17 protein-coding genes are annotated in these 17,836 nt (G+C 64.5%); 11 read left to right on the top strand and 6 right to left on the bottom strand.

The features are described from left to right. Nucleotides 1-94 precede the first annotated feature (94 nt). The 6 genes from I6J77_RS15710 to I6J77_RS15685 all read right to left on the bottom strand — a co-directional run bounded on the left by I6J77_RS15710 (nucleotide 95) and on the right by I6J77_RS15685 (nucleotide 8,704). The gene (locus tag I6J77_RS15710) at nucleotides 95-1,432 is read right to left on the bottom strand and encodes an aspartyl/asparaginyl beta-hydroxylase domain-containing protein (RefSeq protein WP_204109758.1); all 1,338 of its coding nucleotides are present in this window, start codon (nucleotides 1,430-1,432) and stop codon (nucleotides 95-97) included. Between the two features lie 225 nt (nucleotides 1,433-1,657). Beyond that, a complete protein-coding gene (locus tag I6J77_RS15705; RefSeq protein WP_204109757.1) occupies nucleotides 1,658-3,394 on the bottom strand; it encodes a M1 family metallopeptidase in 1,737 nt (578 codons plus the stop codon). 101 nt (nucleotides 3,395-3,495) lie between these two features. Next, nucleotides 3,496-4,875, bottom strand: coding sequence for a M17 family metallopeptidase (locus I6J77_RS15700; RefSeq protein ID WP_204109755.1), 1,380 nt, complete (start codon nucleotides 4,873-4,875; stop codon nucleotides 3,496-3,498). A gap of 139 nt (nucleotides 4,876-5,014) precedes the next feature. Continuing rightward, nucleotides 5,015-5,719, bottom strand: a complete 705-nt coding sequence (locus I6J77_RS15695) for an HAD family hydrolase (RefSeq protein WP_204109754.1) — start codon at nucleotides 5,717-5,719, stop codon at nucleotides 5,015-5,017. Between the two features lie 8 nt (nucleotides 5,720-5,727). Then, complete coding sequence (locus I6J77_RS15690; protein ID WP_204109752.1) at nucleotides 5,728-7,065, bottom strand: substrate-binding domain-containing protein; 1,338 nt, start codon at nucleotides 7,063-7,065, stop codon at nucleotides 5,728-5,730. 223 nt (nucleotides 7,066-7,288) lie between these two features. Further along, the gene (locus I6J77_RS15685; RefSeq protein WP_204109750.1) at nucleotides 7,289-8,704 is read right to left on the bottom strand and encodes a Do family serine endopeptidase; all 1,416 of its coding nucleotides are present in this window, start codon (nucleotides 8,702-8,704) and stop codon (nucleotides 7,289-7,291) included. Between the two features lie 350 nt (nucleotides 8,705-9,054). Between I6J77_RS15685 and I6J77_RS15680 the strand changes: the two genes are divergently transcribed. The 11 genes from I6J77_RS15680 to I6J77_RS15630 all read left to right on the top strand — a co-directional run bounded on the left by I6J77_RS15680 (nucleotide 9,055) and on the right by I6J77_RS15630 (nucleotide 17,602). Then, nucleotides 9,055-11,217: an adenosylcobalamin-dependent ribonucleoside-diphosphate reductase gene (locus I6J77_RS15680; RefSeq protein ID WP_204109747.1), complete on the top strand. Its 2,163-nt coding sequence runs from the start codon at nucleotides 9,055-9,057 to the stop codon at nucleotides 11,215-11,217. Between the two features lie 105 nt (nucleotides 11,218-11,322). Beyond that, complete coding sequence (locus I6J77_RS15675; RefSeq protein WP_204109745.1) at nucleotides 11,323-12,024, top strand: hypothetical protein; 702 nt, start codon at nucleotides 11,323-11,325, stop codon at nucleotides 12,022-12,024. Nucleotides 12,025-12,129: 105 nt separating this feature from the next. Continuing rightward, nucleotides 12,130-12,876, top strand: a complete 747-nt coding sequence (locus I6J77_RS15670; protein WP_204109743.1) for an NrdJb — start codon at nucleotides 12,130-12,132, stop codon at nucleotides 12,874-12,876. Nucleotides 12,877-13,109: 233 nt separating this feature from the next. After that, nucleotides 13,110-13,361, top strand: coding sequence for a hypothetical protein (locus tag I6J77_RS15665; protein WP_204109742.1), 252 nt, complete (start codon nucleotides 13,110-13,112; stop codon nucleotides 13,359-13,361). Nucleotides 13,362-13,773: 412 nt separating this feature from the next. Next, on the top strand, nucleotides 13,774-14,031 hold the full coding sequence (locus I6J77_RS15660) for a hypothetical protein (RefSeq protein ID WP_204109740.1): 258 nt from the start codon (nucleotides 13,774-13,776) through the stop codon (nucleotides 14,029-14,031). A gap of 660 nt (nucleotides 14,032-14,691) precedes the next feature. Then, nucleotides 14,692-15,027 (top strand): hypothetical protein, encoded by a 336-nt coding sequence (locus tag I6J77_RS15655; protein WP_204109739.1) that lies wholly within the window; start codon nucleotides 14,692-14,694, stop codon nucleotides 15,025-15,027. Nucleotides 15,028-15,048: 21 nt separating this feature from the next. Further along, entirely contained in the window at nucleotides 15,049-15,294 is a 246-nt protein-coding gene (locus tag I6J77_RS15650) for a hypothetical protein (RefSeq protein WP_204109738.1), read from the top strand. A gap of 92 nt (nucleotides 15,295-15,386) precedes the next feature. Then, entirely contained in the window at nucleotides 15,387-15,815 is a 429-nt protein-coding gene (locus I6J77_RS15645) for a hypothetical protein (RefSeq protein ID WP_204109737.1), read from the top strand. Between the two features lie 423 nt (nucleotides 15,816-16,238). Further along, nucleotides 16,239-16,580 (top strand): transposase, encoded by a 342-nt coding sequence (locus I6J77_RS15640; RefSeq protein ID WP_204109736.1) that lies wholly within the window; start codon nucleotides 16,239-16,241, stop codon nucleotides 16,578-16,580. An 86-nt stretch (nucleotides 16,581-16,666) separates the two neighbouring features. After that, entirely contained in the window at nucleotides 16,667-17,029 is a 363-nt protein-coding gene (locus tag I6J77_RS15635) for a hypothetical protein (RefSeq protein WP_204109735.1), read from the top strand. A 183-nt stretch (nucleotides 17,030-17,212) separates the two neighbouring features. Beyond that, nucleotides 17,213-17,602: a TonB family protein gene (locus I6J77_RS15630; RefSeq protein ID WP_204109734.1), complete on the top strand. Its 390-nt coding sequence runs from the start codon at nucleotides 17,213-17,215 to the stop codon at nucleotides 17,600-17,602. Nucleotides 17,603-17,836 lie beyond the last annotated feature (234 nt).

Genomic DNA, 17,836 nt, shown 5'->3' with positions numbered 1-17,836 from the left:
TCAACGTCGCGCAACCGCCCGAAGATTACTCCGAGATCCGCTTCCGCGCGCAACCGGCAGAAAAGGGTTTGGCCGTCCTTTCGCCAGCCGCCGATCAGGCCTGCGTCGAAGGCGGCGCCGCCGGCTGGCCGGCGCGGTTGAAATCGCCGATGGCGGCGACCAGGTCGGCCACCGCCGCCCGCTCCGCCTCACTGAGGTCGGGGTTCCAGCTGTCCAGGATCAACACCACGCGGTCGCGGTCGCTGTGGTTCCACGCCTCGTGTTCGAAGGTGTCGTCGAAGGTGACGCAGTGGCCTTCCTGCCAGACGTGCGTCTCGCCGCCCACGCGCAAGGCGCAGTCCGCCGGCACGATCAGCGGCAGATGGGTGACCAGGCGCGTGTTGGTGACGCCGCGGTGGGGCAGGATATGCGTGCCGGGGCGCAGCACCGAGTACAGCGTTTCCGGCGCGTGCTCGCGAATCCGCACCAGCGGCAGCGAGTCCAGCAGCGCACTGGTCCGTGGGCAGCGCAGGCAGTGCGCGTCGTGGCGCACGCCATGCCGCTGGAAGAAGAACGCGTCCCACGCCGCGTCCTGCGGACCGGAGGCGGCCAGCAGCTCGGCCGCCACGGCCGCGCTCGAAGGCGCGCCCAGGAACGGCACCAGGGTGTCCGCCGCATGCGCCAGCACCGCGCGCAGTTCCTCGCGGATCGTGTCGCAGGCCGCCTCCAGCCGCGCATGCGCCGGAAAGCGTTCGGGCGGATAGAAGGTCTGACTGGGGATGCCGGGGAAGTACAGGAATTTCGGCCGCTGCCGCGGGTCCGGCAGGTTGGCCGCCTGCTCGCCGAGATAGATCGCCAGGCACTGGTCGACGCGGGCCAGCTCGGAGCGTCCGTAGCGCTGCCGCAGCGGTTCGATGATCGCGTCGAACAGTTCGCGCCGAGCGGACGCCACGAAGCGCGTGGCGTGCTTCACCGCGTCGCGCAGGCCGGGCGCCGTGGTGTCGTCGCTGAGCCAGCGCCCCTGCGCCTGCGCGGTGTCGATCGCGCCGAGATAGGCCAGCATCGCGGCATGCCGGCTGCCTTGGCGCTCGAGCGCCACGCCCAGGCGCAGCCCCGCCACGAACAGGCCGGGCGCGAGCTGCAGGGCCTTGCGCAAGCTGTCGACGGCGTCGGGCCATGCGCCGGCCAGCATCTGCAGCTCGCCCAGCCGATGCAGCACGCCGGCGTCCTGCGGCTCGGCGCGATGCGCCGCCTGCAGCAGCTCGAGCGCACCCGCCGCGTTGCCCGCCGCCCACTGGCGGTCGGCCAGGAACTGCAAGGCCTCGGCATCGTGGGGCTGGCGTTCGAGCAGACGCCGGAAAGCAACCTCGGCTGCGGCCAGGTCGCCGCGCTGCCACGCGGCGAGCGCCTGCTCGCGGCAGCTCGCGGAGGTGGCATCGGGTGGCTGGTTCATCGGCAGGCTCGCTGTGGCGGCTCGCCGATGATCATGGGAACGCGGGCCGAGCGCCAGCGCTCCGAGCTTGTGAAGAAAACCACTTCCTGTGGTTTTCTTCTATCGCGAGCCCGGTACACGCCCGGACTCGCTCACGCGAATCAGTCACTTGCGTGACCGATCCGCGCCCGGCCGTCCCTGGCCGGCCTGAGAGGTTGAAAAAATCACAACCTCTCAGCGGCGCCGCTATTTCTTCGCCGCCTGCTGCTTCGCCCGCTGCTGCTTCATCCATTGCTGGTACTCCCCGACGTAGGGCGCCTCGCGCAGCACCTTCGAACGCGGGTCGATCACCAGCAGGCTGCCCGCCGGCACCTGCAGCTGGCCGCTGCCGTCGCTCATCGGCACGGTGTGCACGGTGTCGCCTACCTGCACCTCGATCGGCATCGGGAACGGCTTGCCGTGCTCGGTGACCCAGCGCAGCTTCAAGGTGTCGCCCACGCGCTGCTCGTCCAGCCGCGGCAACGCGGCGTCACGCAGGTAGACGTCGAAGAACCAGTCGAGCTTGCGCCCGGTGATCCTGTCGACGATCGCCACGTAGTCCCGGGTGCTCGAATAGCGCGGCCGGAAGTTGCCCGGCTTCGGGTCGGAGCGGCCGTAGACCAGGCTGCGGATGCTCGCGAAGAAGTCCTTGTCGCCGATCAGCTGCCGCAGCGTGTGCAGCATCAGCGAACCCTTGTAGTAGATGTCGTTGCCCGGGCCGTGCTCGGCGTCGTACACCTCGTGTTCGTCCTGGCTGTGGCCGGAAACGACCGGGTACTTGTTGCGCAACGACATGCGCTCGGTGTGCAGCATCGCGAAATACGCCATGTCGCCGTGCAGGTACTGGCCGTACAGCGGCTGCATGTAGGTGCCGAAACCCTCGTGCAGCCACATGTCGTCCCAGTCGGCATTGGTCACCTGGTTGCCGAACCATTCGTGCGAGAACTCGTGCTGCAGCAGCCAGTCGAAGCCGTACTCGCTGCGCGGATAGCCGTTGCCGTAGGCGTTGATGGTCTGGTGCTCCATGCCCAGGTGCGGGGTTTCCACCACGCCCATCTTCTCGTCGCCGAACGGGTAGGGACCGATCTGCTGCTCGAAGAAATCCAGCATGCGCGGGAACTCGCCGAACAGCCGCTGCGCGCCTTCCGCATGCTCGGGCAGGTACCACAGCTCCAGCGGGATGGTGTTGCCGTAGCGGCTGGCGTAATCGCCCTTGAGCAGCTTGAACGGGCCCACGTTGATCGAGATCGCGTAGGTGTCCGGGTGCTTGGCGCGCCAGTGATAGGTGTGCTGGTCGCCGTGGTCGGTGATGCCGATCAGCACGCCGTTGCCGGGCGCGGCCAGCGTCTTCGGCACGGTGATCCAGGTGTCGACCAGGTCGGGTTCGCCCTGCGGCTGGTCGATGCACGGCCAGAACAGGTCGCAGCCTTCGCCTTCGACCGCGCTGGCCACCCACGGCTGGCCGTCGGCGGTGTGGCTCCACACGAAGCCGCCGTCCCACGGCGCGTGCTTGGCCACGTGCGGCTTGCCGCCGTAGCGCACGGTGACGCTGACCTTGCCGCCGGCCGCGAGCGCGGCGGGCAGCTGCACGCGCAGGCGGCCGTCGGGGTTGCTCCAGCGGCTGGCGGCCAGCGGCTTGCCGTCGAGCTCGATGCCGCTGATCGGCAGGTTGCGATCCAGGTCCAGCAGCAGCACGTCGGTGGCCGACTTCGCGGTGAAGCTCAGCGTGGCGCTGGCGTCGATGCGCTGTTTTGCGGCGTCGACGGTGAAGTGCAGCTCGGCATGATCGAAATGCACCCGCGCCTGTTCGGCCGGCATCACGCCGCCGGAGTTCATGGTCAGCGCGGTCAGCGCCGGCTGGGTGGCGGTGTCGGCCGCGGCGCTGCCGAAACTGGCAAGGCCGAGTGCGACGCCGAGGGCAAGCAGATGCAGGCGAGCGGACATGGGATGGCTTCCGGGGAGGGTATCTCCCGCAGCATGCAATCTTTCAGCGACGGGCGACAACGCCAGAAGTCATGGCCGGACGTGATGCCTCCGCGGTTCGCTCAGCCGGCGTAGCGCTGCTGCAGGTAGGCGAACATCGCGCGCACGCCCATCGCCTCGCCGCCGCGGGGACGGCCGGGGCGATCCGCGTCGTTCCAGGCGTAGGTGTCCAGGTGCAGCCACGGCGTGCCGTCCGGCACGAAACGCTCCAGGTACAGCGCCGCGGTGATCGCGCCGGCATGACGCGACGGGCCGGCATTGGCGAAGTCGGCCAGGTACGAGTCGAGCATCTTGCGGTACGGCCGCCACAACGGCATCTGCCACAGCGGATCGTCGACCGCGCGACCGGCGGCCAGCAGCGCGGCGGCCGCGGCATCGTCGTTGGCGAACAGCGCGGGCAGGTCCGGGCCCAGCGCCACGCGGGCGGCGCCGGTCAGCGTGGCGAAGTCGAGCAGCAGGTCGGGCTGCTGCTCGGCGCCGTAGGCCAGCGCATCGCACAGCACCAGCCGGCCCTCGGCGTCGGTGTTGTCGACTTCCACCGTGTGGCCGGCGCGGGTGGTGATCACCTCGCCCGGGCGCATCGCGTTGCCGGCCACCGCGTTCTCCACCGCGGGCACCAGCAGGGTCAGCCGCACCGGCAGGTTGGCCTGCATCACCAGCCCGGCCAGCGCGATCGCATGGGCGGCGCCGCCCATGTCCTTCTTCATCCAGCGCATGCCGTCGGACGATTTCAGGTCGAGCCCGCCGGTGTCGAAGCACACGCCCTTGCCGACCACGACCAGTCGCGGGTGCTCCTTGCGACCCCAGCTAAGTTCGACCAGCCGCGGTTCGCGATGGCTGGCGCGGCCCACCGCGTGGATGGTCGGGAAGTTCGCCTTGAGCAGCTCGTCGCCGACCCAGTCGCGCACCTTGGCCTTGTGCGTCTTGCCGAGCCGGCGGATGGCGTCGCTCAACTGTTCCGGACCCATGTCCTCGGTCGGCGTGTTGACCAAGTCGCGGACCAGCGCGGTGGCCTCGACCAGCGGCGCCAGCGCCTGCCGTTCGGCGGCGCTCACCGCGAGTCGCGCCGGCGCGCGCTTCGGCTGGCGATAGCGATCGAACTGGTACGCGCCCAGGGCCCAGCCCAGCGCCGCCTGGCTGCGATCGTCCAGCACGCCTTCGTCGGCGAGGTGGTAGGTGGCCTCGGGCAGGCCGAACGGCAGCGCGGCCAGCGCCGCCAGCGGCTGCCGCGGCTCCACCCCGACCAGCACGCGCACCAGCTTGCCGGCCGCATCGGACAACAGCGCGAACGTGCCCGGCGCCGCCGCGAAACCGCTGTCGCCCAGCCAGCGCTTCTGCGCGGCGGTGAGCCGCCGCTTGCTCGCGGCGTAGTGCGCGGCGTCGGTGGTTTCGATGGCGATGCTGTGACGGTTGCCGGACTGGCGTTCGATCAGGGCGGACATGCGGGTTCCTTCGGACTGGCGCCGGCAATGCTGCCGGACTCGACGAATGGCTTTCGGCGACGGGCCAAAACGCCAATGATGCGCGCAATCGCCGCCGCTTGCCTACACGCCGCTGCCGGGAGATCTACGGGCGGGAGATCTACGGGATGGGGTGCTGCGCTTCGAGCCAGTCGGCCAGCGCGGTCATGTCGCGCAGGTCCAGTTCGGGCGGCTCGCCCATGTCGTCGGGCCAGCGGGCGCCGTCGCGATTGAGCCAGGCGGTGCGCAGCCCGGCGTCGCGGGCGCCGGCCACGTCCATCGACGGATCGTCGCCCACGTGCAGGATCTGCCGAGCCGGCACGCCCAGCCGCTCGGCGGCGGCCAGGAAGATCCGCGCGTCCGGTTTGGCCATGCCGCTGTCGCGGGCGCAGATGTGATGGGCGAAATGCGCGTGGATGCCGATGCGCTGCAGGTCGGCGTTGCCATTGGTCAGGCTGGCCAGCGGCCAGCGCGCGGTGATCCGCTGCAGCGCGGGCAGGCTGTCCGGATATAGCTCGACGCTGTTGCGGGCGGCGAAATAGATTTCCCACAGCGCGTCGATCGGCGCGTCGGCCACCCCGCAGCTGGCGAACGCATGCTGCAGGGTGAGCTGGCGCTGGGTGGTGAAGTCGTGCGCCAGGTCGAGCCGTTCGGCGGCGACCCGGGCGCGCAGCTCGCGCATCGCGGCGATCGGCCACGCCTGCGCCACCTCGGGATGGTGTTGCCGCAGCCAGGCGTCCACCGCCTGGTCGGCGCGTTCCAGGGCCGGCAGCACCGGCCACAAGGTGTCGTCCAGGTCCAGCGTCAGCGCGAGTATCGGCGCCACGCCGGCGCTCAGAGCTTGCTGATGCGCAGCACCTGGCCCAGCTTGATCTGGTCGCCCTTCAGGTGGTTCCACTCGCGCAGCTTGGCCACGTCGACCGAGTGGCGCTTGGCGATCGTCGACAGCGTGTCGCCCTTGACCACCTTGTAGGTGGTCGTGGTCTGGCTGGTGCTGGCGCTGACCTTGCCGAAATTCGCGCTGTCGTTGCGGCTGACCGTGGTGGCGCTGCCGCTGGCGTGCGCCGTGCTGGTCACGCTGACGTCGCTGACGCTGCCCTGGATCTTGCTCAGGCGCGCGTTCTGCTTCTTGTCGTCCTCACGCTTTTCCACCGCCATGCGCGCGGCCAGCGTATCGGCCGAGGTCGGCGCGATGGCGGCGCGTGCCGCGTAGGTGGCGCCCGGCGCCGACACCGGCGTGCCATGGGGAACGCGGGCGCCGACCTCGGCCAGGATCCTGCTGCGGCGCGAGCTGTCCAGCGCGACGAGCGCGCCGCCGTCCTGGTACGGCAGCACCGCGTGCTTGCGCAGCGCGGCCTTGCCCGGCTCGCTCTGTACGAAGTCGACGAAGGCCTGCGCCTGGCTCGCCTTCGGGCTGCTCGGGTTGGTCACCAGGTACAGCGGGATGAACAGCGGATAGCTGCCGTCGGCGATGTTGGCCACGGTGGCCCGCTTGCCGTTGACCGGAATCGCCTTCAGCTTCGCGTTGCCGCTGATGCCGGACAGCGTGGCCACGCCAAAGCCGTTCGGGTTCAGCGCGATGCCTTCTTCCAGCTTGCGCGTGTTGACGTACAGCCGCGGCGCGGCCACCGGCTGGTTGCCGCGGCCGAACAGCAGGGTGCGCAGGCTGTATTCCACGCCGTCGCCGGGGCTGGCCACCGCGTACACGTCGATCGGCGCGTTGCGGCCGCCGACTTCGCTCCAGTTGTGGATCTTGCCGTAGTAGATGTCGTGCACCTGCTTCAGCGTGAGTCCGCTGATCGGGTTCGACGACTGGGTGACGATCACCAGGCCGTCCCACGCCACCGGGGTGAAGGTGAGGCGGGCGTTCTGCGCGCTGTTGTCGGACGGGCGTGCGCTGCCGGCGAGGTCGGCGGTGCCGCTGGCCACCGCGTCGATGCCCGAGGCGGTGTTGAACGGCTGCAGTTCGATGCGGCCATGGCCGCTCTTCTCCCACGCCTTGGCCACTTCGCCGACCACGCCGTTGGCCGTCGCCACGTCACCACGCCAGACCAGGCTGCTCTTGGCCGGCGCACTCGCCTTTGCCTTGGGATGGCTCTTGGCGACGGCGGGAGTGGTGAGGCAGGCCCCGATCAGGGCGACGGACAGCAGGCGGACAAGACGAACGGACATGGTGGCGGAGAACCCCGGCGTGATGATGGTTGGATGTTTTTGACGCGAGTATGGCGCCTCGCGGGCGCACGCAGGCTGAAGCGATGCGGCTATTTCATCGGCCCGGGTGCGGAACATCAAGCACTTTCATGCATTTGCGCTCCCTCGGCGGTCCGGCCTGTGCGCCGGAACACGCGCAGGGAGCGATCCCCGCCACGCTTTTGGCTGAACGGGCCGGCCCCGTTCAGTTGATCACCACGTAGCGGGTGCCGTCGTCGCCGGCCACCACCAGCACCAGCTGGCGCGGCTTCACCCCGGCCAGCCCGCGCAACACGTGCAGGCTGGTGATGCGCTGGCTGCCCACGCCGATCACCACGTCGTCGGTGGTGAGGCCCGCGCGCGCGGCGCGACTGCCCGGCTGCACCGCGCTGACCGCCACGCCGTACCAGCCCTGGTTGCGCTGCTCCTGGCTCAGCTCGCTGAAGCGCACGCCGGCCAGCCGCGGATCGAGATCGCCGCCCTCGGCGGTAGCCAGCTTCTCGGCGGTGAGTGTGGCGCTGACCTCGCTGAGCTTGCCCCCGCGCAACACGCCCAGCCGCAGCGTGCTGCCCAGCGGCAGCAGGCCCTCGGCATTGTTCAGTTCCTGCACGGTGTGCAGCGGCTTGCCGTTCAGCGTGGTCAGCACGTCGCCCGCCTGCAGGCCGGCACGCTCGGCGGCCGAGCCATCGCGCACGCCGGTGACCAGCACGCCGTCACGGTCCTTCAGCTGCAGCGCGCTGGCGATGCGCGGCGTGATCAGCTGGGTCTGCACGCCCAGGCTGCCGCGCTGCACCTTGCCGTGCGCCAGCAGCTGCGCCATCACCTCGCTGGTGAGGTTGCTGGGGATCGCGAAACCGATGCCGACGTTGCCGCCCGAGGGCGAGAAGATCATCGTATTGATGCCGACCAGCTCGCCGCGCAGGTTGACCAGGGCGCCGCCGGAGTTGCCCGGGTTGATCGAGGCATCGGTCTGGATGAAGTTCTGGTAGCCGCCCACGCCCGAAAAATTCCGGCCCGACGCGTTGCTGCCCAGCCCGGAGCGGCCCAGCGCCGAGACGATGCCGGCGGTGACCGTCTGGCCCAGCCCGAACGGGTCGCCCACCGCCACCACGTAGTCGCCCACCTGCAGGCGCGAGGAATCGGCCAGCGGCAGCGCCTGCAGCTTCTGGGCCGGGATCTGCACCACCGCCACGTCGGTGGCGGCGTCGGTGCCGATCAGCTTGCCCTTGAACGTGCGCCCGTCCTGCAGCGTCACGCTGATGTCGTCGGCGCCGCCGACCACGTGGTTGTTGGTCAGCACGTAGCCCTTCGCCGCGTCCACGATCACGCCCGAGCCCAGGCTCTGCTCGACGCGCTCGCGCGGCGTGCTGGGCAGGCCGAAGAAGCGCCGCATCATCGGGTCGTCGAAATACGCATCGCGCACCGGCACCCGCGTGGTGGTGGAGATGTTCACCACGGCCGGGGTCACCCGGGTCAGCATCGGCGCCAGCGAGGGCATCGGCTGGCCGTCGATCGCGGCGGGCAGGCTGGCGGCCTGGCCGGGCAGCGGGGCCAGCGCCACGAACAGCGCGGCCAGCGCAGCGCCAAGCCAGCGCGCCGGGCATGCAGATGAGTACGACATGGGTCCTCCTTGGGCATCGATGACGGCGCTGCTTCGACCGGAACACCGCGCCACGGTTCCGCAACGCCGATGGCTGTCGTGGGACTTTACATCGGTCGACGTCGGGGTTAACTTGCCTACCCGGTAGCAACCACAACATCTTGTGTTGAGAACTTGGTGCTTTAACTAGCGCTGGTGTCGAACATCGCACTCTTGAGGGGGAGTCGTTGTTGTCGGAAAAGCGCTGGCAGCGTGGGCCGGAGGGCAATCCTCACGGGCTCGCGCCGCCATCGAAACAGTCATGAGCGGCGTGCCGCCACACATAAAAACAACGCCGGCCGGAAGGCCGCAGCGAGAGGTCCCAGAAGCCGATGAGCACAGTGAGTGCCCCAGCCGCCAGTTCCGCCACCGGTCGTGATGCCGTCGTGGAAATCCCCCTGCAACCCGCGTCCTGGGACATCTGGGACAAGAAGTACCGGCTGAAGGCGAAATCCGGCGAGCCGGTCGACGCCACCATCGACGAGACCTACCAGCGCGTGGCGCGCGCCCTGTCCGACGTGGAAGCCACCGACGAGCTGCGCGCCCACTGGTACGAAAAGTTCCTGTGGGCGCTGCGCCGCGGCGCGATCCCCGCCGGCCGCATCACCTCCAACGCGGGCGCGCTGGCGCACAAGCCGGCCACCAGCACGATCAACTGCACCGTGTCGGGCACCATCCACGATTCGATGGACGACATCCTGGAGAAGGTCCACGAAGCGGGCCTCACCCTGAAGGCCGGCTGCGGCATCGGCTACGAGTTCAGCACCCTGCGTCCGCGCAACGCCTACGTCTCCGGCGCCGGCGCGTACACCAGCGGCCCGCTGTCGTTCATGGATATCTACGACAAGATGTGCTTCACCGTGTCGTCCGCCGGCGGTCGCCGCGGCGCGCAGATGGGCACGTTCGACATCAGCCATCCGGACGCCAAGGAATTCATCCGCGCCAAGCGCGAAGACGGCCGCCTGCGCCAGTTCAACCTGAGCCTGCTGATCACCGACGGCTTCATGCAGGCGGTCGAGCACGACCAGGACTGGCCGCTGGTGTTCCCGGTGCACGTCAAGGAAAAGGGCGAGGTCGACGTCAATGACCCGGCCCACGTGGTGTGGCGCGAGTGGCCCACCCACGAGAACTACGTGGACCGCGAGGATGGCCTGGTCGCCTGCAAGATCTACGGCCACATCCGGGCACGGCACCTGTGGGACATGATCATGGTGTCCACCTACGACTATGCCGAGCCGGGTTTCATCCTGATCGACAAGGTCAACGAGATGAACAACAACTGGTGGTGCGAGCACATCCGCGCCACCAACCCCTGCGGCGAACAGCCGCTGCCGCCCTACGGCTCCTGCCTGCTCGGTTCGGTCAACCTGACCAAGTTCGTGCGCGACCCGTTCGGCCCCAAGGCCAGCTTCGACTGGAACGAATACCGCGAAGTGGTCAAGGTGTTCACCCGCATGCTCGACAACGTGGTCGAGATCAACGGCCTGCCGCTGGAACAGCAGCGCAACGAGATCATGGGCAAGCGCCGCCACGGCATGGGCTTCCTGGGCCTGGGTTCCACCGTGACCATGCTCAAGCACAGCTACGGCAGCGCCGAGGCAGTCGCCTTCACCGAGGAAGTCTCGCGCGAGATGGCGGTGGCCGGCTGGGAAGTGGCGCTGGAACTGGCCAGGGAAAAGGGCGCCGCCCCGGTGCTGCTGCGCGACTTCACCGTCACCGGCGACATGCTGCGCAAGCGTCCGGAAATGGTCGCCGACGGCTACAAGGTCGGCGACGCCATCCCCGGCCGCGTGCTCCACGCGAAATACAGCCGCTACATGCAGCGCATCGCCACCGTGGCGCCGAACCTGGTCGAGCAGCTGGCCGAAACCGGCGCGCGCTTCACCCACCACACCTCGATCGCGCCCACCGGCACCATCAGCCTGAGCCTGGCCAACAACGCCAGCAACGGCATCGAGCCCAGCTTCGCGCACAGCTATTCGCGCAACGTGATCCGCGAAGGCAAGAAGTCCAAGGAAAAGGTCGAGGTGCTCAGCTTCGAGCTGCTGGCCTACCGCGCGCTGATCAATGCCGAGGCCAAGCCGTATACCGAAGAGGCCGGCAACAAGCTGCCGGACTACTTCGTGGCGGCCGACGACATCAGCCCGAAGCAGCACGTGGACATCCAGGCCGCCTCGCAGAAGTGGATCGACTCGTCGATCTCCAAGACCGCGAACGTGCCCACCGACTACCCCTACGAAGACTTCAAGGACATCTACTTCTACGCCTACAAGCAGGGCCTGAAGGGATGCACCACGTTCCGCTTCAACCCGGCGGCATTCCAGGGCGTGCTGGTCAAGGATTCCGATCTTGAAAACACCCTCTACCGCTTCGAGCTGGACGACGGTAGTGTTGTCGAACTGAAAGGCAATGAGCAGGTGGAATACGACGGCGAGATGCATTCGGCCGCCAACCTCTTCGATGCCTTGAAGGAAGGGTATTACGGCAAGTTCTAGGCAGCACACGCACCTCGCACCGAGGTGTGCGGTGTTCCCCCAGGAGGCGTCGATTCCCGAAAGGCCGCGTCACGTACTGACATCAATTCGGAGGGGAATACCAGCATGTCCATCGATAACGAAGTTGAAGCAAGCAGCACACCCGTTGCCGTCGAAGCACCGGCCGTCGCCCTCCCGGTCCTGCCGGACGTGCCCGCGGCCGCTCCGGTGGCCGCTCCGGTGGCGGTGAAGAAGACCGCCGCCAGGAAGAAGGCCGCGCCGAAGAAGGCGGCTGCAAAGAAGGCGGCTCCCAAGAAGGCTGCGGCGAAGAAGGCCGCTCCCAAGAAGGCTGCAGCGAAGAAGGCTGCTCCCAAGAAGGCTGCCGCAAAGAAGGCGGCTCCGAAAAAGGCCGCCAAGAAGGCAGCTGCCAAGAAAGCGGTGAAGAAGACGGCGAAGAAAGCCGTGAAGAAGGCGGCGCCGAAGAAGGCGGCAGCGAAAAAGGCGGCACCGAAGAAAGCCGTGAAAAAGGCGGCTCCCAGGAAGGCCGTGAAGAAGGCTGCCGCGAAAAAGGCGGCGCCGAAAAAGGCCGCAAAGAAAGTCGCCAAGGTGGTGAAGAAGAAAGCCGCCAAGGTCGCAAGGAAGGTCAGCAGCAAGAAGTCGGCCAGCAAGAAGGCCGCACCGAAAAAGGCGGCAGTCAAGAAGTCCGCCAGCAAGAAAGCCGTCGCCAAGACGGCAAAGAGGTCCACTGCCAGCAAGAAGGCGAGCGTCAAGTCGGCACGCCCGGTGAAAAAGGCTGCCGGCAAGAAGGCCGCTGCAAAACGCAAGTAAGCAACACCGCATCCGGCCCGGCCCCAGCGCCGGGCCGGATGATCTCCCGTTACACGCCGTGAGCAGCCCGGCACCCACCACTCAAGAAGCAACGAAGCGAACATCATGGCAATCAAGATCGACAAGAAGATCACCGGCTACAACGTGGTCAAGCCCGAAGACAAGGTTGCCGCCCCGGCCGCCGCGAAAGACGCGCGAGTCAGCGACAAAGTCGGCGAGCCCAAGCAGGCCGAAGTGATCCAGATGCACGAAAGTGTCGAGCGACCGGAAACCCTGGTCGGCTCCACCTTCAAGATCAAGTCGCCGCTGTTCGAACATGCCCTGTACGTCACCATCAACGACATCGTGCTCAACGCCGGCACCAGGCACGAGCAACGCCGCCCGTTCGAGATCTTCATCAACTCGAAGAACATGGACCACTTCCAGTGGATCGTGGCGCTCACCCGCCTGATGTCCGCCGTGTTCCGCAAGGGCGGCGACGTCACCTTCGTGGTCGAAGAACTGAAAGCCGTGTTCGACCCGCGCGGCGGCTACTTCAAGGCCGGCGGCGTCTACATGTCCAGCATCGTGGCCGAGATCGGCTCGGTGGTGGAGCAGCACATGAAGAACATCGGGCTGATCCATGACCCGGAGATGGATGCGGCCACGCGGCAGCTGATCGCCGACAAGCGGAAAGCCTACGAGGCCGCCAGCGCAAAGACCGATGCCAGCGCCACCACCGGCACGGCCGCCACCGACGCGCTGACGTTTCCGCCGGGCTCGATGATGTGCGACAAGTGCAACACCAAGGCCTTGGTGCTGATGGACAATTGCCAGACTTGTCTGAATTGTGGGTATTCGAAGTGCGGGTGAAATAGGGCCCGCACATTGAAGCGACCACGGAAAGGGTGGCCGGGAGGCTGCCCTTTTTACTGGCTGTTGCCGGTGAAATGCATGGCGTGATTAGATTGCCGGATTAGGCTGCGCGAAGAATGACAAGCTATTGATTTGATTGCGGCAGCTGCATAAGTCGACATTCGGATGTCGGGATTAGGCCGCTGTATTAGACTGCAAAATGAAATCTACTTAGTGTTAGGCCGCTCTTCATGACAATGCCGCAAGAACCTGCCCCGGAAGTTGAGGAGTTCCTGTTTGGTTCTGGATTGGGCGTAGACGACTACTATGTCGAGCGCACACCAGTCTCGGAAGTGATCTGCTACGTTGGCCGGGATGGTCGCGCTTTCGATCTCCATATCAACAACGAGACGCTGGCGTCGGCAGCAATTGCGCATCTCTTGGCACTTGGCGTTCGGGTCGTAGTGCTCGGTGGGGTCGCACAAACAGAGTCCGCGCCCTAACATCTCGTCTAAGCGGACGGCGTACCGCCGCCGCTTAACTCCAGCGTTAGGCGTCAACGTAATGTCTGTCGAAATTACCGAGTTCCGGCAAATGCTAGAGGCAGGCCAACGCTACTTAGGTGGCAATTGCTCCATGCAAGAGCTAAACGGCCGTGTCAGCCAGTGCCGTGTCGCGGCTCGGTTCTGGGGCGGCCACCCAGCGATTGTCCGAGTCGTGGACGATTGGTCTCAAGTTGTTGATCGGCGCTGGAACGAATGGGGGCATTCGCCAGATCCGCTTACGGAGCAGCAATTCAAGTCATGGCTGGGCCAGCAGCTCACGCTGCTTTCGACCCATGCCTAACACCTCGTCCAAACGGACGGCGTACCGCCGCCGCTTAACTCCAGCGTTAGGCACGAAAGGAAACTGGCAATGCACAACCTTGTAATTTTGCTAGTGGTGTTCGCGATGAGTTTGGCAGCAGCGCTCGCCGTGGCTTTACTTTTCCACGTCGTCGGCAATAAGCCAAATTACTTCAGCGCAGTTGCAATCGCCGTAGGCATCACCGCCGCAATGGCTGCAAGACTGGTTTGGCCCGTCTCAGATGCGGTATTTCCTTTTGTCCTTGGCGTAGCAGTGGGCTTGTCGGTGTTTGGCGCCAAGATCGTCACCACGCGGCACAATGCCTAACATTTCGTTCAAGGCGGACGGCTACGCCGCCGCTTAACTCCAGCGTTAGCCAATGGAAAATGCTCTCCTCTACATGAAGGTAATTGCCGTCGCTCACGGCATTGTTGGCTATTTGGGAGGCGCCGCTACGGCATCCCCTGAAATCCAGGCTGTCGCCATCTATCAGGATCGGAATCCGTTGGCAGGTGACATAAAGAAGTACTTGATCTATAGCATGTGTTTTTGTCTCGTGCTATGCGCTCTATGCCCGTGGTACAAGCCATCCGCAACGCCAATGTGGGCATGGCTCGCCCTTGGCTCTCATCTACTTAGCGGAGTATTCGACTTTGCAACACAGCGAGAACGCGGGTACTGCTGGCGCTGTATGGCAACTGGGATTACCGTTAAGACTATTGCAGCTGTTGCCCTTACTTACCTTGCTGCCACACTTCCGCCAGTAGGCAATGGCTAACAATTCGTTCGAGGCGGACGGCTCCGCCGCCGCTCAACTCAAGCGTTAGGGCCCTTACCATGCAGCCTAGCGAGCCACTTCAGTATCCCGCTCACTTTCCGCCTGTGACCAGGTGGAAGCGCTTCTTTATCGGCGTGAGGTGGCTTGGTCCAGATCTGTCATTTCTAAAAGACCTTCGCACTAATCAAGCATCTCGCTCCGCTGCGTCCATGGAGGTTTGGGGCGGCGCCGCGCGCAAAGCCGTTGCTACCGTCGCAGGCGCCGCCTTCGCCAAATATTGCGGCTGGTCCAAGCCGTTCTTCCTGCCTAGTGACAATGTGGCGGTCATTGCCAGTGGCCCGAAGTTCGGCGCCCTTGACACTACGGATGTTCGTGATGCTATTGGAGTTATCGAAGAGTTCGTAGGCACACAAATGGGCAAAACATTTTGGGAGCATTCCGGCTCGGCTACGTTTGGTGAGTTGGTAGACAAACTAGTAGCCGCAGCGGGCCCTAACCACTCGTTCGAGGCGGACGGCTACGCCGCCGCTCAACTCAAGCGTTAGCCGTATGGGAGATTCACCGGCATGAAGCTCTTTGGCTTTCTTTCATCAACTCCAGAGCAGTACGCTCCCTCGGAGCTCGCCGAGGTGACCCTGGCTGCCAGCCCCGAAGAGCTCAGGGAAATCGCTGGCTTTTTGCTCCATGCCGCTAAGACCATGGATCAACTGGGCAAGAGCTTTGATCACATGCATTTATCAGACACTCTGCATCAGTTCGAAAATTCACCAGCCTTGGTTGTCGCAGTTGGTACGTCTGCGCAAGGCGGCTAACATCTCGTTCAAGGCGGACGGCTTCGCCGCCGCTTAACTCCAGCGTTAGACCTTCCACGTCACCCACCAAGTTTGAGCAGGCACGGACGCACATGTCATTACTCTCTGATTTCTACGTTGCCACACCCGAAGCTGCCGTTGCTTACGACACGAATCGTGCTCTCCCAGGCTCAGAGCGCGCCGAGTTCAGCGGCCTCACCTACAACGAACTGGCTGATCTTTGGGCCATCCTCCAGGGAACCGAAGCCACGCCGCAGCACGCAGATGCTTTCGAGTCAGTATTGGTTGTCGGTAGCGGCGAACGCCTCATCAATCGCTTCCCTGCCGAGTTCGTCTCCAAGCTCGCATCTCTCGACGATGCCAGCACTTCGACCGCTGCCGCCAAATGGGTCCAAACCGGAGAGCTTGCGTACATGTCGTGCGAGCCGTCCCACGTCATCCCGATCATCAATGCCGCGTCGCGATTGGCGCGCAATGCACAACAAAACGGCAAGTCGCTGTACCTCTGGATGTGCGTCTAACAACTCGTTCAAGGCGGACGGCTGCGCCGCCGCTTAACTCCAGCGTTAGGCGCAACCCAATGCACTGTCCTTACTGTTCCGTCGTGCTCGCTGAGGCGTCAAATGGCGAACTTCGTTGCCCTTCAACAGGCGCAAACTTCAGTCGGTCTATGCGCGCGCAGTTTGAGCAGATTTGGCCAGCAGCGTCAGGCAACCATTCTCTGCCAGTTTCGTTCAAGCTTGGTAATCTCTACTGCCCCCTTTGTGGGTCAGCGGCAGCAGGTGGTATTTGTTCCAGTTGTGGCGCTGTGATGACTGCAAGGCTCGTGCATGAACTTGTGGAGCTCAATCCTCATGCCGGCGCCTAACATCTCGTTCGAGGCGGACGGGACAGTTCCTACGCTTTAGTGGACACCCTGAACTAACTTTTCAGGAGTCCACGACATGCCCAAGCCAGGTCCGCGAACCACCTATCGCTACACCGATCAGTTCAAGGCAACCGCCGTCCGTTTGAGCCAGCTACCTGGCGTCGCGGTGGGAGACATTGCCGCGTCGCTTTACATCCATCCGTTCATGCTGTCTCGTTGGCGCAAACAGGCGCGCGAGGGTTTGATCATGACGAAGGGTGTGGCCGTGGACAAAGAAGGAGAAAAGGGGTCAGGTTCATTATTCCGCAAGAAAAGGGGTCAGGTTCATTATTCCGCGGAGGGTACTGAGTCTGATACCTTTGTTGTGTTGTGTTACGCATTTTTTAAATGCCTACGAGCGCTGAAAATTGATCCGTAGGCAAGATGTGCGACGTCAGGCGGCTTGTGCGCGACAAGATAAGGGATTTCATTGCAGTGAATAGACACCGATTTATAGCATTCCTCGTGGCTATTTTATTGCTGATATTTCACGCGCCAATGGTTTATGCAAAAAATGGCGCACCATCAGTAACGGTCTGCGATCTGCTTGGTAGTCCCATCAGGTACGATGGAAAAATCGTTGAAGTTCACGCTGAGTTGATACTCGGGATGCATGGCGGCGTGCTGATAGATGACCGGTGTAACAGTGACTTGGGTGCGATCCGGCTTATCATTGCCAAAGAGCTTTACAAAAACAAAAAAGTTGCCGCGATGATCAGAATGGTGATGTCACGCCATGCACGCGCTCAGGTAGTTCTAGCTGGATCTTTCGACAAGACACCTACGGATACTGCTGACGGATCCTTTACCTTGCGTACCGTTCCGTAAAAAACGAAACAGGGGTCAAAGTGCACTTCGAATGTGAAGGCTTTTGGGAAAGTCGATCCTTGGCCTCGATACATGTTTAAACAACTACGTGCGCCGGGAGCAAGCATGCGTCATTGCATTGGTCGTCTTGGAATGGCTCCATGGTTGGTGGCTGCGTTGTCGCTATTGAATGGATGTGCACCGATGTCGACGCAACAACCGATGCGGCAGCAGGTTCCGCTTGTGCCGGAGCATCCCGAGTTTCATGGACATCCTTGGCCATTGGATACTTCGGGACATAAGCTTCAAGGCACTACGCTGGTCATGGCGCTTGTGGACGCGACTGGGAGCGTGACCGAGGCGTGTATCAATCGCACCAGCGACCATGTGGAGCTCGACCAGTTGGCCGTGCAGTGGCTGGCCGAACAGCACCTTCGTCCAGCAAGCAGGAATGGAGTTGCGGTTTCAGGCTATGTACGCATGCCGATCGAGTTCACCACATTGCCGCCAGAACTGCGAACGCCTCCGGGTTACCCCAAGGCTTACTGTCAAACTCGTCCCGTCGCCGAACTGCTCGAAACGTTGACTCGGTGAAACCCCGGTGTCATCAATCATGGCCGGCTAATGGGGCCATAGCTGCGCTGATGGGCTGAATCGGTACTGTTTCGAGAGGATGGACGAGAGAGGGAGGGGGCCGTATGGAGCTGGCCTCACCATGGTTGTCCGCCACGTCGCTGCAGCTCGCGCGGGAAGCCGCTGCGGGCAGGATGGAAGAGGGGCGCGGCGTGTGCGGCCGGTCAGACGCAATGCATCCGGAGGTGTTCCGGA

Source organism: Rhodanobacter sp. FDAARGOS 1247, from assembly GCF_016889805.1.
Lineage (GTDB): Bacteria > Pseudomonadota > Gammaproteobacteria > Xanthomonadales > Rhodanobacteraceae > Rhodanobacter.
This window is presented reverse-complemented; position numbering and strand designations above follow the sequence as displayed.